The 23,590-nt window shown below is 30.6% G+C and carries 19 protein-coding genes; 16 read left to right on the top strand and 3 right to left on the bottom strand.

Features of this window, described 5'->3' with window-relative positions; genetic code table 11:
• Positions 1-36: 36 nt before the first annotated feature.
• Complete coding sequence (locus tag ACTQYZ_RS04030; RefSeq protein ID WP_441416069.1) at positions 37-1,407, top strand: aldehyde dehydrogenase; 1,371 nt, start codon at positions 37-39, stop codon at positions 1,405-1,407.
• Positions 1,408-1,438: 31 nt separating this feature from the next.
• Here the strand turns inward: ACTQYZ_RS04030 and ACTQYZ_RS04035 are convergent, their stop codons facing one another.
• Complete coding sequence (locus ACTQYZ_RS04035) at positions 1,439-2,140, bottom strand: DUF554 domain-containing protein (RefSeq protein WP_138269145.1); 702 nt, start codon at positions 2,138-2,140, stop codon at positions 1,439-1,441.
• Between the two features lie 175 nt (positions 2,141-2,315).
• Between ACTQYZ_RS04035 and ACTQYZ_RS04040 the strand changes: the two genes are divergently transcribed.
• From ACTQYZ_RS04040 to ACTQYZ_RS04060, 5 genes are all read left to right on the top strand, one after another.
• A complete protein-coding gene (locus ACTQYZ_RS04040) occupies positions 2,316-3,311 on the top strand; it encodes an ABC transporter substrate-binding protein (RefSeq protein WP_441416070.1) in 996 nt (331 codons plus the stop codon).
• Positions 3,312-3,328: 17 nt separating this feature from the next.
• Positions 3,329-4,090 carry an ABC transporter ATP-binding protein gene (locus ACTQYZ_RS04045; protein ID WP_441416071.1) on the top strand — a complete coding sequence of 254 codons (762 nt, stop codon included), beginning with the start codon at positions 3,329-3,331 and terminating at the stop codon, positions 4,088-4,090.
• Entirely contained in the window at positions 4,077-4,886 is an 810-nt protein-coding gene (locus tag ACTQYZ_RS04050) for an ABC transporter permease (protein ID WP_441022893.1), read from the top strand. Before ACTQYZ_RS04045 ends, ACTQYZ_RS04050 begins: the two co-directional genes overlap by 14 nt.
• A 168-nt stretch (positions 4,887-5,054) precedes the next feature.
• A complete protein-coding gene (locus ACTQYZ_RS04055) occupies positions 5,055-6,125 on the top strand; it encodes an NAD(P)H-dependent glycerol-3-phosphate dehydrogenase (protein ID WP_441022895.1) in 1,071 nt (356 codons plus the stop codon).
• A 10-nt stretch (positions 6,126-6,135) separates the two neighbouring features.
• Positions 6,136-6,594 carry an RpiB/LacA/LacB family sugar-phosphate isomerase gene (locus ACTQYZ_RS04060; RefSeq protein WP_253229989.1) on the top strand — a complete coding sequence of 153 codons (459 nt, stop codon included), beginning with the start codon at positions 6,136-6,138 and terminating at the stop codon, positions 6,592-6,594.
• Between the two features lie 102 nt (positions 6,595-6,696).
• On the opposite strand, the gene ACTQYZ_RS04065 is transcribed toward ACTQYZ_RS04060, so the two are convergent.
• Positions 6,697-7,449: a hypothetical protein gene (locus ACTQYZ_RS04065; protein ID WP_441022897.1), complete on the bottom strand. Its 753-nt coding sequence runs from the start codon at positions 7,447-7,449 to the stop codon at positions 6,697-6,699.
• Between the two features lie 9 nt (positions 7,450-7,458).
• Complete coding sequence (locus ACTQYZ_RS04070) at positions 7,459-8,808, bottom strand: MurT ligase domain-containing protein (RefSeq protein ID WP_329384074.1); 1,350 nt, start codon at positions 8,806-8,808, stop codon at positions 7,459-7,461.
• A gap of 241 nt (positions 8,809-9,049) precedes the next feature.
• On the opposite strand from ACTQYZ_RS04070, the gene ACTQYZ_RS04075 reads away from it, so the two are divergent.
• The 10 genes from ACTQYZ_RS04075 (at position 9,050) to purN (ending at position 23,583) form a co-directional block, all read left to right on the top strand.
• The gene (locus ACTQYZ_RS04075) at positions 9,050-10,189 is read left to right on the top strand and encodes a CDP-glycerol glycerophosphotransferase family protein (RefSeq protein ID WP_441022899.1); all 1,140 of its coding nucleotides are present in this window, start codon (positions 9,050-9,052) and stop codon (positions 10,187-10,189) included.
• Between the two features lie 18 nt (positions 10,190-10,207).
• The gene (locus tag ACTQYZ_RS04080; RefSeq protein WP_441416072.1) at positions 10,208-11,467 is read left to right on the top strand and encodes a dihydrolipoamide acetyltransferase family protein; all 1,260 of its coding nucleotides are present in this window, start codon (positions 10,208-10,210) and stop codon (positions 11,465-11,467) included.
• A 13-nt stretch (positions 11,468-11,480) separates the two neighbouring features.
• Positions 11,481-12,842: a dihydrolipoyl dehydrogenase gene (lpdA, locus tag ACTQYZ_RS04085; RefSeq protein WP_441416073.1), complete on the top strand. Its 1,362-nt coding sequence runs from the start codon at positions 11,481-11,483 to the stop codon at positions 12,840-12,842.
• Between the two features lie 12 nt (positions 12,843-12,854).
• Positions 12,855-15,317, top strand: coding sequence for an alpha-ketoacid dehydrogenase subunit alpha/beta (locus ACTQYZ_RS04090; protein ID WP_441022905.1), 2,463 nt, complete (start codon positions 12,855-12,857; stop codon positions 15,315-15,317).
• Positions 15,318-15,535: 218 nt separating this feature from the next.
• Positions 15,536-19,258 (top strand): phosphoribosylformylglycinamidine synthase, encoded by a 3,723-nt coding sequence (locus ACTQYZ_RS04095; protein ID WP_441022907.1) that lies wholly within the window; start codon positions 15,536-15,538, stop codon positions 19,256-19,258.
• Positions 19,259-19,270: 12 nt separating this feature from the next.
• On the top strand, positions 19,271-19,759 hold the full coding sequence (gene purE / locus ACTQYZ_RS04100) for a 5-(carboxyamino)imidazole ribonucleotide mutase (protein WP_138269132.1): 489 nt from the start codon (positions 19,271-19,273) through the stop codon (positions 19,757-19,759).
• Between the two features lie 12 nt (positions 19,760-19,771).
• Entirely contained in the window at positions 19,772-20,476 is a 705-nt protein-coding gene (gene purC, locus ACTQYZ_RS04105; RefSeq protein WP_441022909.1) for a phosphoribosylaminoimidazolesuccinocarboxamide synthase, read from the top strand.
• Between the two features lie 89 nt (positions 20,477-20,565).
• Positions 20,566-21,939 (top strand): amidophosphoribosyltransferase, encoded by a 1,374-nt coding sequence (gene purF, locus ACTQYZ_RS04110; protein ID WP_441023151.1) that lies wholly within the window; start codon positions 20,566-20,568, stop codon positions 21,937-21,939.
• Between the two features lies 1 nt (position 21,940).
• Positions 21,941-22,972: a phosphoribosylformylglycinamidine cyclo-ligase gene (gene purM, locus ACTQYZ_RS04115; protein WP_329384099.1), complete on the top strand. Its 1,032-nt coding sequence runs from the start codon at positions 21,941-21,943 to the stop codon at positions 22,970-22,972.
• Positions 22,963-23,583: a phosphoribosylglycinamide formyltransferase gene (purN, locus tag ACTQYZ_RS04120; protein ID WP_138269129.1), complete on the top strand. Its 621-nt coding sequence runs from the start codon at positions 22,963-22,965 to the stop codon at positions 23,581-23,583. The genes purM and purN overlap by 10 nt, the downstream gene beginning before the upstream one ends.
• Positions 23,584-23,590 lie beyond the last annotated feature (7 nt).

A 23,590-nucleotide genomic window follows, 5' to 3' on the forward strand; every position in this document is an offset into this window, starting at 1 on the left:
TAAGTATATTTTTTTGTATAAAATAATGGTGATAATATGGAAATAAGAGAAAAAATAAAAATTCAAAATAAATTTTTTAATAGAGGCAAGACCTTAGATATTAATTTTAGAATAGAACTTTTAAAGAATTTAAAAATGGGAATTCTTAAAATGGAAGAAGAAATTTGTGAAGCTATAAAAAAAGATTTAGGTAAAAGTTATTATGAAAGTTATATGTGTGAAATTGGAATGGTTTTAACTGAAATAAACTATATGATAAAACATATAAAGAAATTTAGTAAAATAAAGAAAGTTAAAACACCGATATCACAGTTTTATAGTAAAAGTTACAAGGTAAAGGTTCCTTATGGTTTAGTTCTTATTATGAGTCCTTGGAATTATCCTTTTATGCTTACGATTTCTCCTTTAGTAGATGCAATAAGTGCGGGAAATGTTTGTGTTGTAAAGCCAAGTGCTTATTCAAAATATACAGGTGAAGTATTAAAAAAGCTTATTGAAAAATATTTGCCTAAAGAAGTAGTAAGTGTTGCAATTGGAGGAAGAGAATTAAATAGCTTTTTACTTGATTTAAAATATGATTATATATTTTTTACAGGTAGTGTAAGTGTTGGTAAGCTTGTTATGGAAAAGGCAAGTAAGAATTTAACACCCGTAACGTTGGAACTTGGAGGGAAAAGCCCTTGTATTGTTGATGAAAATACAAATTTAAAACTTGCAGCAAAAAGAATAGTATTCGGTAAATTTTTAAATGCAGGACAAACTTGTGTTGCTCCTGATTATCTAATTGTAAAAGAGAATATAAAAGATAATTTTATAGAATTGTTAAAAAATGAAATATCAATTCAATACGGAGAAGAGCCTCTTAAAAATAAAGATTATGTAAAAATAATAAATGAAAAGCATTTTAACAGAATTGTATCTATGTTAAAAAATGAAGATATAATTTGGGGAGGGAAAGTTGATAGAGCGAATTTAAGAATTGAGCCTGCAATAATAGATAATGTAACATTTGAAAACGCTTGTATGAAGGAAGAAATATTTGGGCCTATTCTTCCTATAATGACGTTTAAAACAAAAGAAGATATTGTAGAAATAATAAACCATAACAAAACTCCATTAGCTTTATATTTGTTTTCTGATAATAAAGCTTTAGAAGATTATATTTTATCAAGAGTTAATTTTGGAGGTGGATGTATAAATGATACCATTGTTCATCTTACAAACGAATATATGGGGTTTGGAGGAGTAGGTAACAGTGGTATGGGAAGTTACCACGGGGAATATGGGTTTAATACTTTTTCTCATGAAAAAAGTATACTTAAAAGAAGTAATTTAATTGATATTAATCTAAGATATCAGCCTTATACAAAGAAAAAAGAAAATCTTATAAAAAAAATTTTAAAATAAAAAGAAGAGTTTGTACTCTTCTTTTTTGTTTTTAAAAAATTAAAGCATATAAAATAGGGATTAAAAGTCCCGGAAGCATATTTAAAACTTTTATTTCTTTTATTTTCATTAAGTCAAGACCGATACATACAATCATTGCATATCCAACCAGACATATGTTATTTATAAGTGCATCAGATAAATAAGGAGATAAATATATTCCAAGAATTGTTATTGCTCCTTGATAAATTAAAACGGTTAAGCTTGAAAAATATACTCCAAACCCTAAAGTTGAAGCGAATAATATTGCTATTGTTCCGTCAAGTATTGATTTAGTGAAGAGAATTGTATGATCTCCTATAAGACCGTCATTTAAAGAGCCTATTATTGCCATTGCTCCTGTGCAGAATAAAACCGAAGCAGGAATAAATCCATCTGAAAATCCTTGTATTGAAAGTTTATTTTCTAATTTTTTTATTATCTGATTTGTCTTATAGTCTATATTTAAGATTTCACCGATAAAAGTTCCTATTACCAAACTTAAAACAAGTAATAATACATTATTTGATTGTAGTACTCCGTTATTATCTACTGTAATACTAGAAGTGATTATTCCAAGTATGCCTATTATTACAGTAGAAAGTCCCAGAGCGGTTTTTAAGTTATTCTCTATTCTTTTATTTATAAATTTTTTAAAAAGCATTCCTATGGTACTTCCAAATAAAATTGCAATAACATTTACTATTGTTCCCATTTATTACCTCTTTGCCATATTAAGTTATTGATTGTTTTAATTTCATAATTAATATTTGTATCTAATATATTACTATTAAAATTTTTGTTTTTCAATAAAAGACTTTTTATATAAGTACAAAATTAAGTTAAACCGCATACTATAATGGTGAATAACAATTTTGGGAGGTAGTACATTGAAAAAGATTATTGCACTTTTAGTTAGTACGTTTGTTTGCTTATCTTGTTTTATTGGGTGTGGAAACAATAAAGATGAGGGACTTGCAACTGTGAAAGTCAGCGAAGTTGCTCGTTCAATCTTTTATGCACCTCAATATGCGGCAATTAGTCTTGGATATTTTGAAGAAGAAGGAATAAATATTGAGCTTACAACCGCACAAGGAGCCGATAAAGTAACTGCTGCAGTTTTGAGTGGGGATAGTGATATTGGTTTTTGCGGTCCGGAAGCAACTATTTATGTTATGCAGGGAGGTCAAGAGGATTATTTAATAAACTTTGCTCAAGTAACAAAAAAAGATGGATCTTTCTTAGTTGGTAGAGAAGACAGTAAAGGTAATTTTAAATATTCTGATTTAATAGGAAAACATATTATTGCAGGAAGAGCTGGTGGTGTTCCTGAAATGACACTTGAGTATGTGCTTAAGAAAAATGGAATAGACATAGAAAAAGATGTGACATTAGATACCTCTGTACAATTTGCAGCAATGGCCGGAACTTTTGTAGGAGGAACCGGTGATTATGTAGCATTATTTGAACCTAGCGCAACAGAAGTTGAAGAAAATAAACAAGGTTATGTTCTTAAGTCAATAGGTGAAGAAAGTGGTGAAGTTCCTTATACCGTATATAATGCAAGAAAAGGTTTTATAGAGGAAAATTCGGATCTTATTCAAAGTTTTACAAATGCTGTTTCTAAAGGTTTAAAATACGTAAATAGCGCAAGCAGTGAGGAAATTGCAGATAACATAGCAGAATTTTTCCCTGATACAGATAAAGATACTTTAGTTAAAGTAATTGACAGATATAAAAGTATTGATGCATGGAATGATACACCTGTTATAACAGAAGATGCTTTTAACAGACTTCAAGAAATTATGACAATGGCTGGACAGCTTGATGAAAAAGCAGCATATAAAGATTTGGTAAATACTACATTTGCAGAGAAAACAAAATAGATAAAGGAGTATGAGTAATGAGAAAACCTTTATTGGAAATTAGAGATTTGGTGAAAAACTTTCATACGAAAAACAGCATAATAACTGCAGTAGAAGGGTTTTCTCTGGATGTATATGAAGGTGAATTTATAGCTTTGGTAGGTCCAAGCGGTTGTGGAAAAAGTACTATTTTATCGATGCTTTCTAATTTGATTAAGCCAAGCAGTGGTACTTTTACCATAAATAAACAAAACCCTACAATAGGTTATATGCTGCAGCAAGATGAATTGTTTCCTTTTCGTACCATATTAAGTAATGCATTACTTGGTCTTGAAATAAGATCAAGAGGAAAAATAGATGATAAAGATAAAAAATATGTAATGGAACTTTTAAAAATGTATGGTTTGGAAAATTTCATAAATGCTTATCCAAAGCAATTATCAGGAGGAATGAGGCAGAGAGTTGCTTTAATAAGAACTCTTGCTCTAAAACCCGATATACTTTTGCTTGATGAACCATTTTCAGCTCTCGATTATCAAACAAGGCTTGCCGTAAGTGAAGATATAAGTTTGGCTATAAGAAGAAGTAATAAAACAGCAATACTTGTTACTCATGATTTATCAGAGGCTATTTCTTTGGCTGACAGGGTGGTTGTAATTTCTCAAAGACCGGCAAATATAAAAAATATATATGAAATTAATCTTTCCGTTGATTCTTTAAGTCCAGTTGAAAGGCGTAAAGCAAAGGAATTTGCTGATTATTATGATAAAATATGGAGGGATTTGGATGTGCATATATGATGATTTAAAGAAAAAAGAACATGAAAATTTCTTAAAAAATATAAAAAAAGAAAACTTTATAGTTTTGTTTTGGAAAGTTGCGATTTTAGCATGTTTTGTTTTGATGTGGGAATTAAGTGCAAAAATGGGATGGATTAATCAATTTATTACATCTACTCCAAGTAGAATTTTTAAAACAATAGTGGATTTAATAAAAACAAATGGGCTTTATAATCACCTCTTTATTACAACTTTTGAAACTGTAATGGGTTTTAGTATAGGTACAATTCTTGGAACGATAATAGCAATGATATTATGGTGGAGTGATAGGCTTGCAAAGATACTTGATCCTTATTTGGTTGTGTTAAATGCTTTACCTAAAGTAGCATTAGGTCCGGTAATAATCGTATGGGCTGGAGCAGGAATGGGTTCTATTTTAATTATGACTCTTGCAATTTCAATTGTTGCAACAATAATAGGTGTATATTCCGGATTTATGCAAGTCGAGGAAGAAAAGATAATACTGCTTAAGACTTTTAATGCAACAAAGATGCAACTTTTTTCAAAAGCAGTTTTTCCTTCAAGTATAGAAAATATAATAAATGCTTTAAAAATAAACGTAGGTCTTTCATGGGTAGGAGTTATAATGGGAGAATTTCTTGTAAGTAAAGAGGGACTTGGGTACTTAATTGTCTATGGTTCACAGGTATTTAATCTTGATCTTGTAATGGCAGGAGTCGTTATTTTATCGGCTGTTGCAGGAATTATGTATTTTTTAGTTTCATTCTTAGAGAAAAAAATCATTAAATATAATTAAAACATATTGAAAAATTTTCACTTATCGTATATAATAAATATAACTTAATAGAAAGTTTTGGAAGAGAATTAGAGAAACCATAACGAAATGCACATGTTACATGTGTTATTATGTTATGGTTTTTTTATATAAAATATAGTAATTAAAATAAAGAGAGGTACATATAATATGGCTAATGTAACAATTCTTGGTGCAGGGGCGATGGGAAGTGCCCTTTCTACTCCACTTAGAAAGAACGGACACAATGTAAACTTATGGGGGACTCATCTTGATACTGAAATTATCGATCAGTTGAAAAAAGATGGAACTCATATAAAACACAAATGTAAACTTGCAGACGGAATTAAGTATTTTTACAATGAAGAACTTGAACAAGCTATGGAAGGCGCAGATTTAGTTATAATGGGTATAACAAGCGACGGTCTTGCAAGTGTATTTAAAAAAGCAATTCCTTATTTAAAAGAAGGAATGGTTGTAGGTAGTGTTTCAAAAGGTTTTGAATACGATCTTGAACAAAAAGATAAAGTAATTATTCTTCCTGATATTTTAGAACAATTACTTCCTGAAGAATTAAAAGGGAAAATTCCTTTGGTATTTGTTGGCGGACCATGTAAAGCTGTAGAAGTTGTATGGGAATGTCCAAACTCAGTAGATTATGCAAGTAAGGATATTGAAGCAGCAAAATATATGAGAAGTCTTCTTGCAACAGATAAATATAATGTAGGTGTTACAACTGATGTAATCGGACTTGAAATTTGTGCAGCAATGAAAAATGCTTATTCAATCGGTCTTGGAATGGCTGAAGGTTTTAAAGAACTTGAAGGTAAAAACAATAATAACTGTAAAGCAGCTTTATTCACATTTGCGGTTGCTGAAATGGGCGTTTTAACAAAAGCAATGGGCGGAAGTTATGCTTCTGTTATAGGTCAACCGGGTGTTGGAGATCTTGAAATTACATGTGAAGCAGGAAGAAACAGAATTTTAGGTGAAGTTGTAGGTGCTGGGACTCCGGGAACAAAAGCCATAAAGAAAATGAGAGATGAAGATATAACAGTTGAAGGTTATAATGCGATAAAATTTGCTTGGGAACTTGTAGCTCAACTTGAAGAAAAAGGAGTATTAAAAAGAGAAAAACTTCCTTTCTTGGAAGCTTTATATGAAATTTTATACAACGATGCTCCATCATATGAAACAATCGTTAAAGTAATGAATAAATGTACAGGTTTTGATTACGAATAGGAGGAAGAATATGAAAAAAATAGTATTAGGTGCAGATGCAGTAGGTTTACTTTTAAAGGATGAAATTGTTAAATTTTTACAAGACGAAGGATACGAAGTAACTGATTTAGGAGTTAAAGATGAAAATGATAAAACTTTTTATGCTCATATAGCAGAAAAAGTTGCATTAGCCGTAAGAGATGAAGATTATGACAGAGGTTTATTATTCTGCGGAACAGGTATTGGAATGAGTATTGCTGCCAATAAAGTTCCTGGAGTATGTGCAACTGTTTGTCATGATCCATATTCAGCAGAAAGAGCAAGCTTAAGCAACAATGCACAAATTATCACTATGGGATACAGAGTTATTGGTAAAGAAACAGCAAAAGTTGTTTTAAAACACTGGTTAGACAATGACTTTGAACAAGGCTGTAAGAGTCAAAGCAATGTTGATGAAGTAATGAAGCTTGACGAAAAATATCGTAAATAATTATTTTAATAATTATATATGTTTACCATTTTTTCTTTTTGGTAGGAAAGCCGCTTTTAGCGGCTTTTTTACATATAAAAAAAGAACCTTATCGGTTCTTTTTTATTGAACAGGTTCTTTTTTACTTATAAAGTCTTTTATTGTTTCTTTTGAAGCTTCTTCAATAGAAAAATCTAAATCGATATTTTTAATTTCAATATCTTTTTTATTTGCTATATCTAGTAAAATTTCTTTTGTTAACCATGGATTTTTAATAAAAACAGGTCCTAATGCATTTGTATAAATTAAATTATTTTTTCTTGCTCCTTCTTTATGGTTTTTGTCATTTCCAAGTCCGTAGTTTACACTTCCGAAAGGAGTAATTTCATAACTGTTAAAAGTTATGTCAATTGAATTTATTTGGCATGATATTATTTCCATATCTTTACCATCTATATTAGCATTAAATGTTAAATCATCACCATATATCCATTTTCTTTCTGTTGCTGTCATATCAAATACATTTAAGCCTTCTTTTTCTCTTCCGTCTTCAAATTTAATGTTTTTTGCAAGTATTGCACCTGTTGTGCCAATTACAAACATATATTTATTTTCGTTTACGTATTTTTCAAATTCGTCTCTTTGATTATTAAAAGTTTCTACTATTGTGTCCATTACTTTTAATTCTCCCGGAGATAAAAGTATAATATCGAATTTGTCAAAGTCAATTTTTTCGTTTGGGCTGTCAATTCTTGTAGTTTTTAATTCTATACCCATTTCTTTTGCTATTTTCTCAAAAGCAAGAACATTTCCTCTGTCTCCGTGAAGGTTTAATATATCGGCATAAAGGTAAGCTAAATTAATTTCTTTTCCCATTTTTTTCTCCTATAAATTGTTTTTCTTAACATAATTTTTGATATCTATAAATGTTTCAAGCCATGTTATTAAATAAACATTTTTACATTCAGCTTCATCTACTTTTTCAAGTATTTTTTCTACATCATCTGTATTTAATATATCTATTTTATCTTTTTCAACACCTTCATAGATAAATCTGTTTGCAGTGTCATAACATACATATTCAGAGAATGCGATATATTTTTTTATATTTGAATTTACAAGAGGTGTGAAATTACAGTCATATGCATAGAATGTGTTTGTATAGTGAGGTGGCTCGTCTTTTATTATACAAAGTCCTAGTATAAATGTTTTTTCTGTTTTATCATTAGCTACTACATCTATGGCAGATTGTAATGTTTCAGGGTTTTCTTGCTTGATTCTTATATATTTAAGTTCTTTATCTTTATACTTAATTGTTTCTATTCTTCCGCCAATATTAACAAAAGTATTAAATGAATGTTGCATTTGTTCTTTTGTAAGTCCAAGTTTGTCGGCAAGTGCTATAACAAGAGCATAGTTATACATCATGAAAGGAACGTTATATGGCATTTTGAATGTTGTTCCATCATAAGTAAAAGTTGCGTTTTCAAAATCAACGTCTTTCATTTGATAAACAGGTTTATCTTCGCTTTTAAACCCACAGTTTGTACAATTAAAATTACCTACATTGTCAACATTGTAATAATTAAAGTTAACTTTATGATTACATTTTGGACAAGGCATTGTAACTGCAAGTCTGTCATTATCAACTACAGATCTTTCATTTCTTTCAACACTGTAATATGTTATATCATCTGCAAAGTCTTCAAATGATTTACTTCTTGGTTCTTCATTGTTTAAATATAAATGCATATCTTTTGTTACAACATCTTTTATTTTTCTGTAAATAAAGTCAGGGTCAGCATTTCTGTGTACTTGGTCTTTTTGAAGATTTGTTATAACAAGATGTTTTGCAGGAATAACTCTGTGAATGTTTTTTAATGATCTTTCATCTATTTCAAAAACAAAATATTCAGGCTTTAATTTTCCGGTTAAAGTAGAGTTTTTGATTAATGTTGTTGTTATTCCGGCAATTAAATTTGCACCTTCAAGATTTGATGCAACGCTGTAATTGTTTGATTTTAAGACATGGTGTATTAAGTTTGTGGTTGTAGATTTTCCGTTTGTTCCAGTTACAAATATTACTTTATTGTAGTCAATATTCTTAAATCCCAAAGGAAAATTTTTATTAAGCTTTAAAGCTATTTTACCGGGAAGGTCTGTTCCTCTGGTTTTATCAATAATATTAATAAGCAGAATAATCAATTTAGATATTATCATATCAATATAAAACATACATCGTACCTCTTTTTCTTATATTTTACGGTAAATTATTGTATCATAACTATAAAAAAAAGTATAGTGATTATTAATTTGTCTGAAAATTAAATTTTTTTTAATTATATTTTTAAAATTGTTACATTTGCTTTCGCAAGAAAAATAAACAAAAGTTTTTTTTGCTTATTATCTTTAACATCTTTGACAAAAGAAACTTTGTAAAGTATAATATATTCAAAGTTAAAATATGAGGTTTTTTATGAATAATATAGAATACATTTTATCTAATATATTTTTGCATTTATTTTATTATATATTCTTTTTTATTCCAATAAATAAGAAGAAGATAACTTTTGCTTCTCCAAGGAATACTATTTTAGAAGGAAATATTAAGTATATATATAGAGCATTATATGAAAAGCGTAAAGATTATAAATACATTTTTTTATTTGAAAAATATAGTTACTCTTTTTTAGGGAAAATTTTTTATTTATTTAGATTAATAAGAGGGGTATATCATTTATCAACTTCAAAAGTTTTTATTTTAGATAATGCATATTTCCCTGTTCATATAATTAAACATAAAAAAGGAACTACTGTAATACAAGTTTGGCATGGTGGTGGTGTATTTAAAAAGTTTGGAAATGACTGTGAAAATGTTGGAGAAAAGACTGAAGATAAGTTTAGACATAAAAATTATGATTTATGTATTATGGGTAGTGATTTTTCAAAAAAACATTTTGCAACAGCAACTGGAACAAGTTTGGATAAAATTATTGTTTTAGGTTGTGCAAGAACAGATTTGTTTTTTGATGATTCAAAACTTGAAAGAGTTAAAAATGAATTTTATGAAAAATATCCTAATTTGAAAAATAAAAAAATCATTTTATATGCACCTACATTTAGAGGTAGAGGAAGTAATGCCCATTGTGAATGTCATTTAGATAGAGATGAAATGGAAAAAGAGTTAAAAGATTTAGGTTATGTATTACTATATAAACCTCATTTAAGTGCAGTAGCTGAATATAACGAAGAAGATTCATTTTTAATAAATTTAGATAAAGATGATATATTAAATAAATTGATGCCTGTTTGTGATATTTTTATTACGGATTATTCTTCATCAATAATAGAATATGCAATTTTAAAAAAACCTCTTATTTTATATGCTTATGATGTTAAAGAATATGAGAAAAATCCGGGCTTTTATCAAGATTATGAAAAGGAAACTATAGGTGAAAAGGCCTATACAACAAAGGAGGTTATTAAACTTATTAAAGAAAACAATTTTAATTTTGACAATTATGATGAATTCATAAATGTTCATTATAAATTCCTTGACGGTAAAAGCTCACAAAGAGCTGCAGATTATATTATAAATAATTTAATGGAAAAATAAATTTTTAAGGAGGTAATTATGGCAACGGGCGTAATAATGCCTAGACAAGGGCAATCGGTAGAAAGTTGTATTATTACTAATTGGAACGTAAAAGAAGGAGACAACGTAAAGGAGGGTGATGTTTTATTTGAATATGAAACAGATAAATCTGCTTTTGAAGAAGAAGCCAATGTAAGCGGAACAATTTTGAAGATTTTGGCAGAAGAAGGTGACGATGTACCTTGTCTTGATATTGTTTGTGTGATTGGCAATGAAGGTGAAGACATAAGTGAATTTTTATCTAAAGAAGGAAACGAAGTAAAAGAAGAAGTTAAAAGTGATTTAGAAGAAAAGAACGTTGAAGTGAAAAAAACAGAAGTTACTATGGCTTCAGTTTCTGGTGAAAACAAAGTTTCTCCAAGAGCAAGAATGCTTGCAGAAGAAAAACATTTAGATTTAGACAAAGCTGTTGCCACAGGTCCAAACGGAAGGGTAATAGAAAGAGATATTTTAACTTTGGCTAAAAATGGATATAAAATCAATAATGAAATTCAACAAGAAGAAAGTTCTATTTTTATTAATGAAAATGTAAACGATACAATAAATGAATATGAAGATATTCCTCATTCAAATGTAAGAAAAGTTATTGCAAAATCAATGCATGCATCTTTAAGCAATATGGCTCAACTTACATTTAATCGTAGCTTTGATACTACAAACATGATGCATTATAGAAAGACTATAAAATCATCAATGGAAAGTTTGGGACTTGAAAAGATTACCGTAAACGACATAATAATGTACGCAGTATCAAGAATTATTTTAAATCACAAGAGCTTTAATGCTCATTATGATGATGAAAAATTGAGAGTATTTAACAATGTTCATTTAGGTATGGCTGTTGATACAAAGAGAGGACTTTTAGTTCCTACAATATTTAATGCAAACAAGATGTCTTTAAATGAAATTTCAAAAAGATCAAAAGAACTTGGTTCTATGGCAAGTGAAGGCAAGATAAGCCCTGATTTATTGAGCGGTGCTACATTTACTGTAAGTAATTTGGGTTCTATGGGAATAGAAAGTTTTACTCCAATAGTAAATCCACCTCAAACAGGTATCTTAGGTGTTTGCGGTCTTGTTGATAAAATAAAAGTTGTAGATGGAAATATTGTTCCATATAAAGCAATGAATTTATCACTTACATGTGATCATAGAGCAGTAGATGGTGCTGATGCAGCAAGATTATTAAAGGATTTATGCGAAGCGCTTGAAAATTTCTCTGCTTTGCTTGCTAAATAGGAGGTAAATTTTTATGTATGATGTAATAGTTATAGGTGCAGGCCCAGGCGGATATCTTGCTGCTGAAAGAATATCAGCCGAAGGTAAAAAGATTTTACTTATTGAAAAAGAGCATATTGGTGGAGTATGTTTAAACGAAGGCTGTATACCTACAAAAACATTATTATATTCTGCAAAACTTTATGATGGAGCATTACACGGTGATAAATATGGCATAAGTGCAAGGGATATAACAATTGATCATAGTGCTGTAATAGATAGAAAAGATAAGGTTGTTAAAACTCTTGTTGGCGGTGTTTCTATGGCATTAAAATCAAAAAAAGTAGAAGTTATTATGGGTGATGCTCAAATTAAAGAAAAAAAAGACGGTAAAATTCAAGTAGAAGTAAACGGTGAGATAAAAGAAAGTACATCTTTGATTATTGCGACAGGATCTGACAGTGTAAAACCTCCTATCCCTGGAGTAAAAGAAGGACTTGAAAGCGGATTTGTTTTAACAAATAAAGAAATTCTTTCACTAAAAGAAGCTCCAAAGAAATTAGTTGTTATAGGAGGAGGAGTTATTGGTCTTGAAATGGCAAGTTATTTTAACTCTATAGGTTGTGAAGTTACAGTAGTTGAAATGATGGGTAAAATTGCTGGTCCTACAGATATAACAATATCTGAAAGTTTAAAGAAAGAATATGAGAAAAAAGGTGTTAAATTCTATTTAGAATCAAAAGTAACTAAAGTTGATGATAAATTTATTTACTTTGAAAAGAATGGTGAAGAAAATAAAGTTGAAGCAGACAAAGTATTGTTATCAATAGGAAGAAGAGCAAATATTAACGGAATAGGTCTTGAAAACTTGAATGTATATACCGAAAGAGGCTGTATAAAAGTAGATGAAAAACAACAAACAAATATAGCAAACGTATATGCAGTTGGAGATTGTGTAGGTGGCGTTATGTTAGCTCATACAGCATATAGAGAAGCGGAAGTTGCAGTTAATAATATTTTAGGTAAGAAAGACAGAATGCAATATAATGCTGTTCCTAGTGTAATTTATACAAACCCTGAAATTGCAAGTGTTGGAGAAAGCGAACAAAGTGCAAAAGAATATGGATTAGATATTATAGTAAAACAACTTCCTATGCAGTATTCCGGAAGATATGTAGCTGAAAATGAAGGTGGAAGTGGAATAATAAAAATAATTGTAGATAAAAAATGGAATACCTTAATAGGTGTTCACATGATGGGAAATTATTCAAGTGAAATTATCTTGGCAGCTGCAACAATGGTTGAAAGTAATATGAATATAGAGGAAATAAAAAAGGTAGTATTCCCTCATCCAAGTGTTGGCGAAATAATAAGAGAGGCAATATTTAGTATATAAGGAGAAAGTAAAATGACTAAGAGTTTATATGTTGACCCAAACGAAGTTAGAAAAAAAGGCACGATAAAATTCGAAGATATAAAAGTTAATGATTATCAAAAAAAGGTTAAAGATGTACTTGATGAATTCTCTACTGATGAATTTAAAAGAATATACAGAGATATGTGGTATATCAGAGAATTTGAAACAATGCTTAACTTAATAAAAACAAGAAGTGAATATGAAGGAATGGAATATAATAATCCCGGACCTGCTCATCTTGCCATTGGACAGGAAGCTGCTTATGTAGGTCAAGCTTTTGATTTAACCATTGATGATTATTCTTTCGGTTCTCATCGTTCTCATGGTGAAGTTTTGGCGAAAGGTTTATCTGCCATAGAAAAATTAAGTGATGAAGAATTAACTAAAATAATGGAAGAATTTGATGGTGGAAAAATTTATAAAATAATAAAAGAAAATACAACTTCAACTGATGTAAAAGATATAGCAAGAGAATTTTATTTATATGGATTTTTAGCAGAAATATTTGCAAAAGAAACTGGCTTTTCAAAAGGTCTTGGTGGTTCAATGCATGCTTATTTCTTACCTTTTGGTCTTTATCCAAATAATGCCATTGTAGGAGGCTCTGCTCCTATAGCTACAGGTGCTGCATTATATAAAAGAGCAAATCAGAAAAAAGGTATAGTAATTGCAAACTGTGGAGATGGTGCAATCGGATGCGGTCCTGTATATGAATCAATGAACTTCGCAAGTATGGATCAATTTAGAGAGCTTTGGGAAGATGGATTTAACGGTGGACTTCCTATTATTTATAATGTATTTAATAATAGTTATGGTATGGGTGGTCAAACTAAAGGTGAAACAATGGCTTATGGCATGGTTTCAAGATTAGGGGCTGGGGTTACTCCTAACCAAATGCATGCTGAAAGAGTTGATGGTTATAATCCTCTTGCTGTTATAGATGCATACAGAAGAAAGAGAAAAATAGTTGAAAGTGGAGAAGGTCCGGTACTTCTTGAAGTTGTTACTTATAGATTCTCAGGTCACTCTCCATCAGACTCTTCTACATATAGAACAAAAGAAGAAATTGCTGCATGGGAAGAACAAGATTCAATAATTGATTTCGGAAATCAAATGGTAGAAGCTGGTGTATGCACTAAGGAAGATTTAAAGGAAATAGAACTTGCAGTAAGAGGAGATATTAAAAAAGCTGTTAAACTTTCAATCGATCCTGAAATATCACCAAGAATGGATCTTGATAATCATCCTGAACTTATGGAAAATATTATGTTTTCTAATGAAAAGATAGTAAACAGAGATGAAAGCAGAGTTCCTGAAATTAATCTTGAAGATAATCCAAGAATAAAAGCAATAGAAAGAAAAGTAAGAAGTGCTTATGATGAAGATGGTAAAAAAGTATCTAAAAACAAAGTTTTCCAAATAAGGGATGGTTTGTTTGAAGCGATAGTTGAAGGTTATAAAAATGACTCTACACTTATTGCCTACGGCGAAGAATGTCGTGACTGGGGAGGTGCTTTTGCGGTATATAGAGGGTTAACAGAAGCTCTTCCATATCACAGATTATTCAATTCTCCTATTTCTGAAGCTGCCATAGTCGGAACAGCCGTAGGTTATGCTATGGCAGGGGGAAGAGTTATTGCAGAACTTATGTATGCTGATTTTATCGGTAGATGTGGAGATGAAGTATTTAATCAAATGGCAAAATGGCATGCAATGAGTGCCGGAGTACTTAAGATTCCTGTAATACTTAGACTTCCTGTTGGAAATAAATATGGGGCACAACATTCTCAGGACTGGAGCGGACTTTGCACACATATTCCAGGACTAAAAGTTGTTTATCCAAATACTCCTTATGATGCAAAAGGTCTTATGAATTCAGCAATTAGAGGAACAGATCCTGTTATATTTGTTGAAAGTCAAAAAATGTATGACAAAGGTGAAGAATTTGAAGAAAGTGTTCCAGAAGGCTATTACGAAATAGAATTTGGTGAACCAAGCATAAAGAGAAAAGGAAACGATGTTACAATACTTACAATCGGTCCTACATTATATACAGCATTAGAAGCTGCTGATAAACTTGAAGAATATGGAATAAGTGCAGAAGTAATAGATGCAAGAAGTCTTGTTCCGTTTAACTATGAAAAAGTAATAGAATCTGTTAAGAAAACAGGCAAGATTATTCTTGCATCAGATGCATGTGAAAGAGGTTCATATCTTCAAGATATGGCAAGTAATATTACAAGACTTGCTTTTGATTATCTTGACGGACCTGCTGTTGTTGTGGGAGCTAAAAACTGGATTACTCCTGCGCATGAACTTGATCATACTTTCTTCCCTCAAAGCGATTGGATTATTGACGCCTTTCATGAAAATATAATGCCAATCGAGGGATACACCCCAAAACATAACTTTACACCTACAGAACTTATTAGACTAAATAAGCAGGGTGTATAACAAAAAGCTCTCTTTAAAGGAGAGTTTTTTGTGTTTTATTATTTGCATTTTTATATATTATAGGTATTATATATTAGGAATATATAACAAAATTTTTTAACTTTTTATATAAAAATATATAAAAATACTAATTAAAATATATAAAAATATGTTATTATTAATTAATACATAAAAGTTTAACTTTTTTAATAATATTATTACATGATTTGGAGTAAGAGATGATAAAAAGAGTATTTATAGGTAAAAAGGATGGGTTTGATACATCAGGTGCAAATTTATTAAGTGATTTAAAAATCAACTTAAATATTTCTTCTTTAACTAAAGTAAACATATTTAATAGATATGATATTTTAGTTGACGGTGAAGAACATTTTGAAAATTTAGTTAACAATGTTTTAAGTGAAGTTAACGTTGATAATATTTATGTTGATAAATTGCCTGAATTTAGCGGTGCAACATTATTTGGTATAGAATACCTTCCGGGACAATATGACCAAAGAGCAGATTCTGCAGAACAATGTGCTAATTTAATTATGAACAATGAACAATTAAAGGTTAAAAATGCAAGAGTTTATGTTCTTTATGGCGATATCAGTAATGATGAATTATTAAAAATTAAAAATTATTTGATAAATCCTGTCGATTCAAGAGAAGTCGAAGTTGACAGTAAAATAGATATGGAAGATGAAAAAGTAGAAGTTAAAAAAACTCCTATAATTGAAGGCTTTATTGATTCTGATGATGAGTATCTTGAAAATCTTTTAAGTGAAATGGGTCTTGCAATGGATATAAACGACCTAAAACTTATAAGAGAATATTTTAAAAATGATGAAAAAAGAAATCCTACTCTTACAGAAATAAGAGTTCTTGATACATATTGGTCTGACCATTGTCGTCATACAACTTTTTCTACTCATTTAACAGACATTGATATTGAAGCTGGCGGAATAAATGATGAAATCAAAGAGACATATGATGAATATATGGCTCTTAGAGAAAAATTATATGTAGGTAAAAATAAACCTGTTACTCTTATGGATATGGCAGTAATAGGAACAAAAGAAATAAAAGCAAGAGGTTTATTAAAGGATCTTGAAGAAAGTGATGAGATAAATGCTTGCAGTATAAGAGCTGATGTAGATGTTGACGGAAAAGATGAAAAATATCTTATCATGTTTAAAAATGAAACACACAACCACCCAACAGAAATAGAACCATTCGGTGGTGCTGCTACTTGTCTTGGTGGAGCAATAAGAGATCCCCTTTCAGGTAGAAGTTATGTATATCAATCAATGAGAGTTACCGGTAGTGCAGACCCTACTGTAGCTTATGATAAAACTTTAAAAGGTAAACTTTCTCAAAGAAAAATTACAACAGGGGCTTGTCATGGTTTCTCTTCATACGGAAATCAAATCGGACTTCAAACAGGACAAGTTAAAGAATATTATCATCCAAATTATGTAGCCAAGAGGATGGAAATTGGTGCAGTTATAGCTGCTGCAAAAGAAGAAAACGTAAAAAGACTTACATCTGATCCTGGAGATATAATCGTTCTTGTTGGCGGAAGAACAGGTAGAGACGGTATCGGAGGTGCCAGCGGTTCTTCAAAAGAACATACTGAAAAATCAGTATTAACTGCAGGAAGTGAAGTACAAAAAGGTAATCCTATAGAAGAAAGAAAACTTCAAAGATTATTTAGAACTGATGAAGTTGCAAAAATGATTAAAAAATGTAACGACTTCGGTGCAGGCGGAGTAAGTGTTGCAGTAGGTGAACTTGCAGACAGCTTAAATATTAATCTTGACAGTGTACTTAAAAAATATGAAGGTCTTGATGCTACTGAAATTGCAATAAGTGAATCTCAAGAGAGAATGGCCGTTGTAATAGCAAAAGAAGACAAAGAAAAATTCATAGAAGCTGCAAGAAAAGAAAATCTTGAAGCCGTTCAAGTTGCAACAGTAACTAATGACGGTAATATCGTAATGACAAAAGACGGCGAAGAAGTATTAAAAATCAAAAGAAGTTTTGTTGATACTAACGGAGCAAGCAAAAATGCAAGCATTAAAGTTGGAAAAACTTCAAATGTTATATCTTCTTTAGCTGATAAAAATAAAACAAATAAAGAAAACTTTATAAATATACTTAAAAACCACAATGTTTGTTCTCAAAAAGGACTTGTTGAATATTTTGACAATACTATCGGGGCAAACAATGTTTTGATGCCTTACGGCGGGAAATATATGTTAAGTGAAGTTGATGGAATGGTAGCTAAAGTGCCTCTTGAAAAAGGAGATACAAAAACTGCAACTGTAATGACAAATGGATTTGACCCTGAATTATTAAGTGAAAATCCATATCTTGGTTCAATTTATGCAGTTGTTTCTTCTGTTTCAAAAGCAGTTGCAATAGGTGCTGATTATAAAAAATTAAGACTTTCATTCCAAGAATATTTTGAAAGACTTAGAAAAGACCCTACAAGATGGGCAAAACCATTTATTGCACTTCTTGGTGCTTTAAAAGTTCAACTTGAACTTAATACTCCTGCAATCGGAGGAAAAGACAGTATGTCTGGTTCTTTTGAAGATATAGATGTTCCTCCAACACTTGTTTCATTTGCTGTTGGTATTGTAAATGCTGATAAAGTTGTAAGCAGTGAATTTAAGAAGGCAGAAAATAATGTATATGTAATTAAAATAAATAAAACAGAAAATAACACTCCTGAGTTTGAAAGCGTAAGAAAAGCCTTTGATTTTATTCATGAATTAATTGAACAAGGAAAAGTAAAAGCTTCAAAATCAATAACTGTCGGCGGTGCTTGTGAAGCTGTTTCAAAAATGTGTTTCGGTAATAAAATCGGTTTTGAATTCACAGATTCAGACTATGATATTTATGCTAAAAATTATGGTGATATCATCATTGAAACAAGCGAAACAATAGAAAACGAAAATGCTGTTTTACTTGGTAAAACAATAAGCGAAAAAGAAATAAGAGTTAAAGGTGAAGTTCTTGACCTTGAAATGCTTATAAAAGAATGGGAAAATCCATTACTTAGCGTATTCCCAATTGACAGCGGAATTGAAACAGACGTAAAAGAAATCAGTTATACAAAAGGAAGTATAATAACAAGAAAAACAAGCATTGCATCTCCAAAAGTTATCGTTCCCGTATTCCCTGGAACAAACTGCGAATATGATACTGCAAAAGCTTTCAATGAAGCAGGCGGAAATAGTGATATATTTGTATTTAAAAACAAAACTCAAAATGATATAGAAGATTCTGTAATCGAACTTGAAAAGAGAATAAGAAATTCTCAAATTATTGCCTTACCTGGCGGTTTCTCAGCTGGTGATGAACCTGATGGTTCTGCTAAGTTTATCGTAAGCGTATTTAAAAATGAAAGAATAAAAGATGCGGTTATGGATTTACTTAAAAACAGAGACGGCTTAATGCTTGGTATTTGTAACGGCTTCCAAGCTTTAATCAAAACAGGTCTTGTTCCTTACGGAGAAATAAGAGATCTTGATGAAACAAGCCCAACTCTTACATTTAACTTAATAAATAGACATATAGCAAATATTTCATATATAAAAGTTGCATCAAACTTATCTCCATGGTTTAAAAATGTTAATGTAGGCGATACATTTGTAAATCCTATATCTCATGGAGAGGGAAGATTTGTATGTAATGAAGAAGTTTTACAAAAACTTATAGATAATGGACAAGTTGCAACACAATACACAGATGAAAGCGGTAATTTATCTGTTTCACCAAGAATTAATCAAAACGGAAGTGTATGTGCAATAGAAGGTATCACATCTCCTGATGGAAGAATTTTAGGTAAGATGGGACACAGTGAAAGAAAAGGAAGCAACTTATATAAAAATATTTATGGAGAAATGGAACAAAATATTTTCTTAAGTGGTGTAGAATATTTCAAATAAAAGGAGAAACTAATGGGAAAAGTAGCAGTTATTATGGGAAGCGACTCTGATCTTGGAGTTGTAGAAAAAGGTTTGAAAGTGTTAAAAGAATTTGGTGTTGAATATGAAGCAAGAGTTATTTCTGCTCACAGAACACCAAGACAAGCTGAAGAGTTTGCAAGAAATGCAAAGGCAAACGGGTTTGAAGTAATAATAGCGGCAGCCGGAAAAGCTGCTCATTTAGGAGGAGTTTTGGCAGCAATGACAACTCTGCCTGTAATTGGAATTCCAATTAAAACTTCATTAATGGGCGGTATGGATTCACTACTAAGTATAGTTCAAATGCCAAAAGGAATTCCAGTTGCAACAGTTGCTGTTGACGGAGCTGAAAATGCAGCTTTATTAGCTATTCAAATGATGGCGCTTAAAGATAAAGACTTGGATAAAAAACTTGAAGACTACAAAGTAAAAATGGAAGAAGAAGTAGTTGAAAAAGATAAAAAATTACAAGAAAGAATTTAAGGGGTGTTAAAAATGGAAAAATTAGAAATGTTATATGAAGGAAAAGCAAAAAAAGTATTTAAAACAGAAAAAGCAGATGAATATATCATCGAATATAAAGATGATGCAACAGCATTTAACGGTAAGAAAAAAGATACAATTGCAAACAAAGGTATTGTAAATAATAAATTTACAGGTATAATCTTTGGTATGCTTGAAGAATCTGGTGTTCCTACACATTTAATCAAAGTCCTTGACGATACTCATCAACTTGTAAAAGCTGTTGAAATCGTACCTGTAGAAGTAATTATAAGAAATGTTGCAGCAGGTTCAATTTGTAAAAACTTAGGACTTGAAGAAGGAAAAGAACTAAATCCTACAGTATTTGAATTCTGTTATAAAAACGATGATTTTGATGATCCTTTAATTAACGATTATCATGTTCTTGCAATGGGACTTGCAACACAAGAAGAAATTGATACAATCAAAGAATATACATTTAAAATTAATGAATTACTAAAAGATTTCTTCTTAAAACACAACTTAAAATTAATCGATTTTAAAATCGAATTTGGTAGATATAATGGAAAAATCGTTTTAGCTGACGAAATTTCTCCTGATACATGTAGATTATGGGATAAAGATACAAACAGAAAAATGGATAAAGACAGATTCAGAAGAGACCTTGGTGATGTAGAAGAAACTTATAAAGAAGTTTTAGGAAGAATAAGCGAATAAGGAATACTTTATTATTTATTAAATTAAAGAAATAAGGAGATTTTACTTTGGGGTATCAATTAGATAAATTTAAAGATGAATGTGGTGTAATGGGAGTATTGCAAGATACTCCTGAAAATACAGCTGCTTATGTATATTTAGGACTTTATGCTCTTCAACATCGTGGACAAGAAAGCTGTGGTATAGCGGTAAATAACGATACTGAAATAACACAACACAGAGGTATGGGACTTGTTGGGGATGTATTTACATCAGAAGAATTAAAAAAACAAAAAGGTGAAATTGCAATTGGTCATGTAAGATATTCAACAGCAGGAGATAGTGATATTAAAAATGCACAGCCTCTTACTGTAAATTGTAAAGATTGGCAAATTGCTTTAGCTCATAACGGAAACCTTGTTAATGCTGATGCAATTAAAAATATGCTTCAAGACGAAGGTGTAATCTTTATGACAAGTTCTGATACAGAAGTTATAGCAAATTTAATAGCAAGAAACTATAAATTCGGTATAGTTGAAGCATTAAAAAGAGTTGGTCAAATTGTTAAAGGTGCATATGCTCTTGTTCTTACAATGGGAGATATGTTAATTGGTGTAAGAGACCCATATGGACTTAGACCTTTATGTCTTGGTAAACTTGAAAACGGTGGATATGCTCTTGCAAGTGAATCTTGTGCTCTTGATGCAATAGGGGCAACTTTAGTAAGAGATATTGAACCTGGCGAAATTATTGTTATAAGCGATAAACACATTGAAAGTTATAAAATAGAAAATTGGGCAAAACCAAGAAGATGTATTTTTGAGCTTGTATACTTTGCAAGACCTGATAGTGTACTTGACGGAGATGAAGTTCATGAATCAAGAGCAATGGCAGGGAAATTACTAGCAAAAGCTGATAAAGGAAAGATTAATGCAGATGTTGTTATGGCTGTTCCTGACAGTGGTGTTTCTGCTGCAATCGGATATGCTGAAGAATCTGGAATTCCTTACGGTGTAGGTTTAATTAAAAACAGATATATTGGAAGAACATTCATTCAACCTACACAAGCTATGCGTGAGGAAGGTGTTGATATAAAATTAAATATTTTAAAATCAAACGTTAAAGATAAAAGTGTTGTTTTAATAGATGACTCAATAGTAAGAGGAACAACTTCAAAAAGAATTGTTGATAAATTAAGAAAAGCAGGAGCAAGAGAAATTCACTTTAGAGTTGCATCTCCTCCAACATCTTACAGTTGCTTCTTCGGTATTGATACTCCTAATAGAGATAAATTAATTTCTTCAAAATTATCTTTAGATGAAATTAAGGAGTTTATTGGAGCTGACTCATTATATTACTTAACAATAGATGAATTAAAACAAACTGTAAAAGATTTTGATAAAGGATATTGTATGGCTTGCTTTAATGGAGATTATCCAATGGAAGTGCCTTTTAGAGAAGAACAGGTAAGGAGTAGTAAATAAAGTGGAAAAATTAACTTATAAAAACAGTGGTGTAGATAAAGAAGCCGGATACGAAAGTGTTGAACTAATAAAAAAACATGTAAAAGAAACTTTCAGTAAATATGTTTTAACTGGACTTGGAAGTTTTGGAGGTGCTGTAGAGCTTCCTGAAGGTTATAAAAAACCTGTACTTATAAGCGGAACAGACGGCGTTGGTACAAAACTTATTCTTGCTCACAAACAAGATATACATGATACTGTAGGTATTGACCTTGTTGCAATGTGTGTAAATGATATTTTATGTCATGGTGCAAGACCTTTATTTTTCCTTGATTATATTGCTTGCGGAAAAAATTATCCAAAGAAAATTGAAGCTATCGTAAAAGGTGTAAGTGAAGGTTGTAAACAAGGTATGTGTGCACTTGTAGGTGGAGAAACAGCTGAAATGCCTGGAATGTATAAAGAAGATGATTATGACCTCGCAGGTTTTTGTGTAGGTGTTGTAGATAAAGATAAATTTATTTCAGGAAAAGATATAAAAGAAGGAGATAAAATTATTGGACTACCTTCAAGTGGTGTTCATAGTAACGGATATTCTCTTCTTAGAAAATTATTCTTTGAAGTAAAGGATTATGATGTTGATACTTATGTAGAATCTCTTGGTGATACAATAGGGAAAACTCTTCTTACTCCTACAAAAATATATGTTAAAAGTATTTTATCACTACTTGAAAAAGTTGATATTAAAGGTATGTGCCACATTACAGGTGGTGGATTTGTAGAAAATATTCCACGTGTAATTCCTGATGGACTTTGTGCAAAAGTTGATACAAACAAAGTAAATGTACTTCCTATATTTGATTTAATAAGCAAAGAAGGAAATATAGATAAAAAAGAAATGTTCTCAACATTTAACATGGGTATAGGTTTTGTTGTAGTTGTAAGAGATGAAGACTGTGATAAAACTTTAGAAGAACTAAAAGCTCTTGGTGAAGATGCTGTTGTTCTTGGTGAAGTTATTAAAGGTGAGGAGAAAATTGAATTATGTCTTTAAAAAAAATTGCAGTTTTAATCAGTGGAGGAGGTAGTAACCTTCAAGCTGTTATAGACAAAGTTCATAAAAAAGACGGAATAATTGATGTTGTAATCTCAGATGAAGAAGATGCTTATGGTCTTACAAGAGCAAAAAATGCAAATATCGAAACAATGGTTATAAACAACAAAGATTATGATTCAAGACAAGCTTTTTCCGATGCTATAAAAGATGAGCTTGTAAAAAGAGATATTGACCTTATTGTTCTTGCAGGATTTATGAAAATTTTATCTCCTTCATTTGCAAGAGAGTTTAAAAATAGAATTATAAACATACATCCATCTTTAATACCTTCTTTTTGCGGAAAAGGTTATTATGGAATAAAAGTTCATCAAGCAGTACTTGAATATGGTGCGAAAATAACAGGCGCAACAGTTCATTTTGCTGATGAAGGAGCTGATACCGGACCTATCATAATACAAGGAACAGTTCCTGTATTATATGATGATACACCGGAAATTTTACAAAAGAGAGTTCTTGAAGTAGAACATATGATTTTACCTAAAGCTGTAAGTTTGTTTTGCTTAGATAAACTTGAAGTTAGAGGCAGAATAGTTTATATTAAAGAATAATACGGAG

It is taken from the genome of Anaerofustis sp. LCP19S3_F7 (assembly GCF_052119445.1).
GTDB classification, from domain to species: Bacteria; Bacillota; Clostridia; order Eubacteriales; family Anaerofustaceae; genus Anaerofustis; species Anaerofustis butyriciformans.

What these genes read in the sequence shown, in the direction of transcription:
- purN (WP_138269129.1), top strand. Translation starts at nt 22,963, where the DNA reads ATGTCTTTAAAAAAAATTGCAGTTTTAATCAGTGGAGGAGGTAGTAAC.
- ACTQYZ_RS04035 (WP_138269145.1), bottom strand. Translation starts at nt 2,140, where the DNA reads ATGGGAACAATAGTAAATGTTATTGCAATTTTATTTGGAAGTACCATA.
- ACTQYZ_RS04095 (WP_441022907.1), top strand. Translation starts at nt 15,536, where the DNA reads ATGATAAAAAGAGTATTTATAGGTAAAAAGGATGGGTTTGATACATCA.
- purC (WP_441022909.1), top strand. Translation starts at nt 19,772, where the DNA reads ATGGAAAAATTAGAAATGTTATATGAAGGAAAAGCAAAAAAAGTATTT.
- ACTQYZ_RS04055 (WP_441022895.1), top strand. Translation starts at nt 5,055, where the DNA reads ATGGCTAATGTAACAATTCTTGGTGCAGGGGCGATGGGAAGTGCCCTT.
- ACTQYZ_RS04080 (WP_441416072.1), top strand. Translation starts at nt 10,208, where the DNA reads ATGGCAACGGGCGTAATAATGCCTAGACAAGGGCAATCGGTAGAAAGT.
- purE (WP_138269132.1), top strand. Translation starts at nt 19,271, where the DNA reads ATGGGAAAAGTAGCAGTTATTATGGGAAGCGACTCTGATCTTGGAGTT.
- ACTQYZ_RS04045 (WP_441416071.1), top strand. Translation starts at nt 3,329, where the DNA reads ATGAGAAAACCTTTATTGGAAATTAGAGATTTGGTGAAAAACTTTCAT.
- ACTQYZ_RS04030 (WP_441416069.1), top strand. Translation starts at nt 37, where the DNA reads ATGGAAATAAGAGAAAAAATAAAAATTCAAAATAAATTTTTTAATAGA.
- ACTQYZ_RS04090 (WP_441022905.1), top strand. Translation starts at nt 12,855, where the DNA reads ATGACTAAGAGTTTATATGTTGACCCAAACGAAGTTAGAAAAAAAGGC.
- lpdA (WP_441416073.1), top strand. Translation starts at nt 11,481, where the DNA reads ATGTATGATGTAATAGTTATAGGTGCAGGCCCAGGCGGATATCTTGCT.
- ACTQYZ_RS04065 (WP_441022897.1), bottom strand. Translation starts at nt 7,449, where the DNA reads ATGGGAAAAGAAATTAATTTAGCTTACCTTTATGCCGATATATTAAAC.
- ACTQYZ_RS04050 (WP_441022893.1), top strand. Translation starts at nt 4,077, where the DNA reads ATGTGCATATATGATGATTTAAAGAAAAAAGAACATGAAAATTTCTTA.
- ACTQYZ_RS04060 (WP_253229989.1), top strand. Translation starts at nt 6,136, where the DNA reads ATGAAAAAAATAGTATTAGGTGCAGATGCAGTAGGTTTACTTTTAAAG.
- ACTQYZ_RS04070 (WP_329384074.1), bottom strand. Translation starts at nt 8,808, where the DNA reads ATGTTTTATATTGATATGATAATATCTAAATTGATTATTCTGCTTATT.
- ACTQYZ_RS04075 (WP_441022899.1), top strand. Translation starts at nt 9,050, where the DNA reads ATGAATAATATAGAATACATTTTATCTAATATATTTTTGCATTTATTT.
- purF (WP_441023151.1), top strand. Translation starts at nt 20,566, where the DNA reads ATGGGAGTATTGCAAGATACTCCTGAAAATACAGCTGCTTATGTATAT.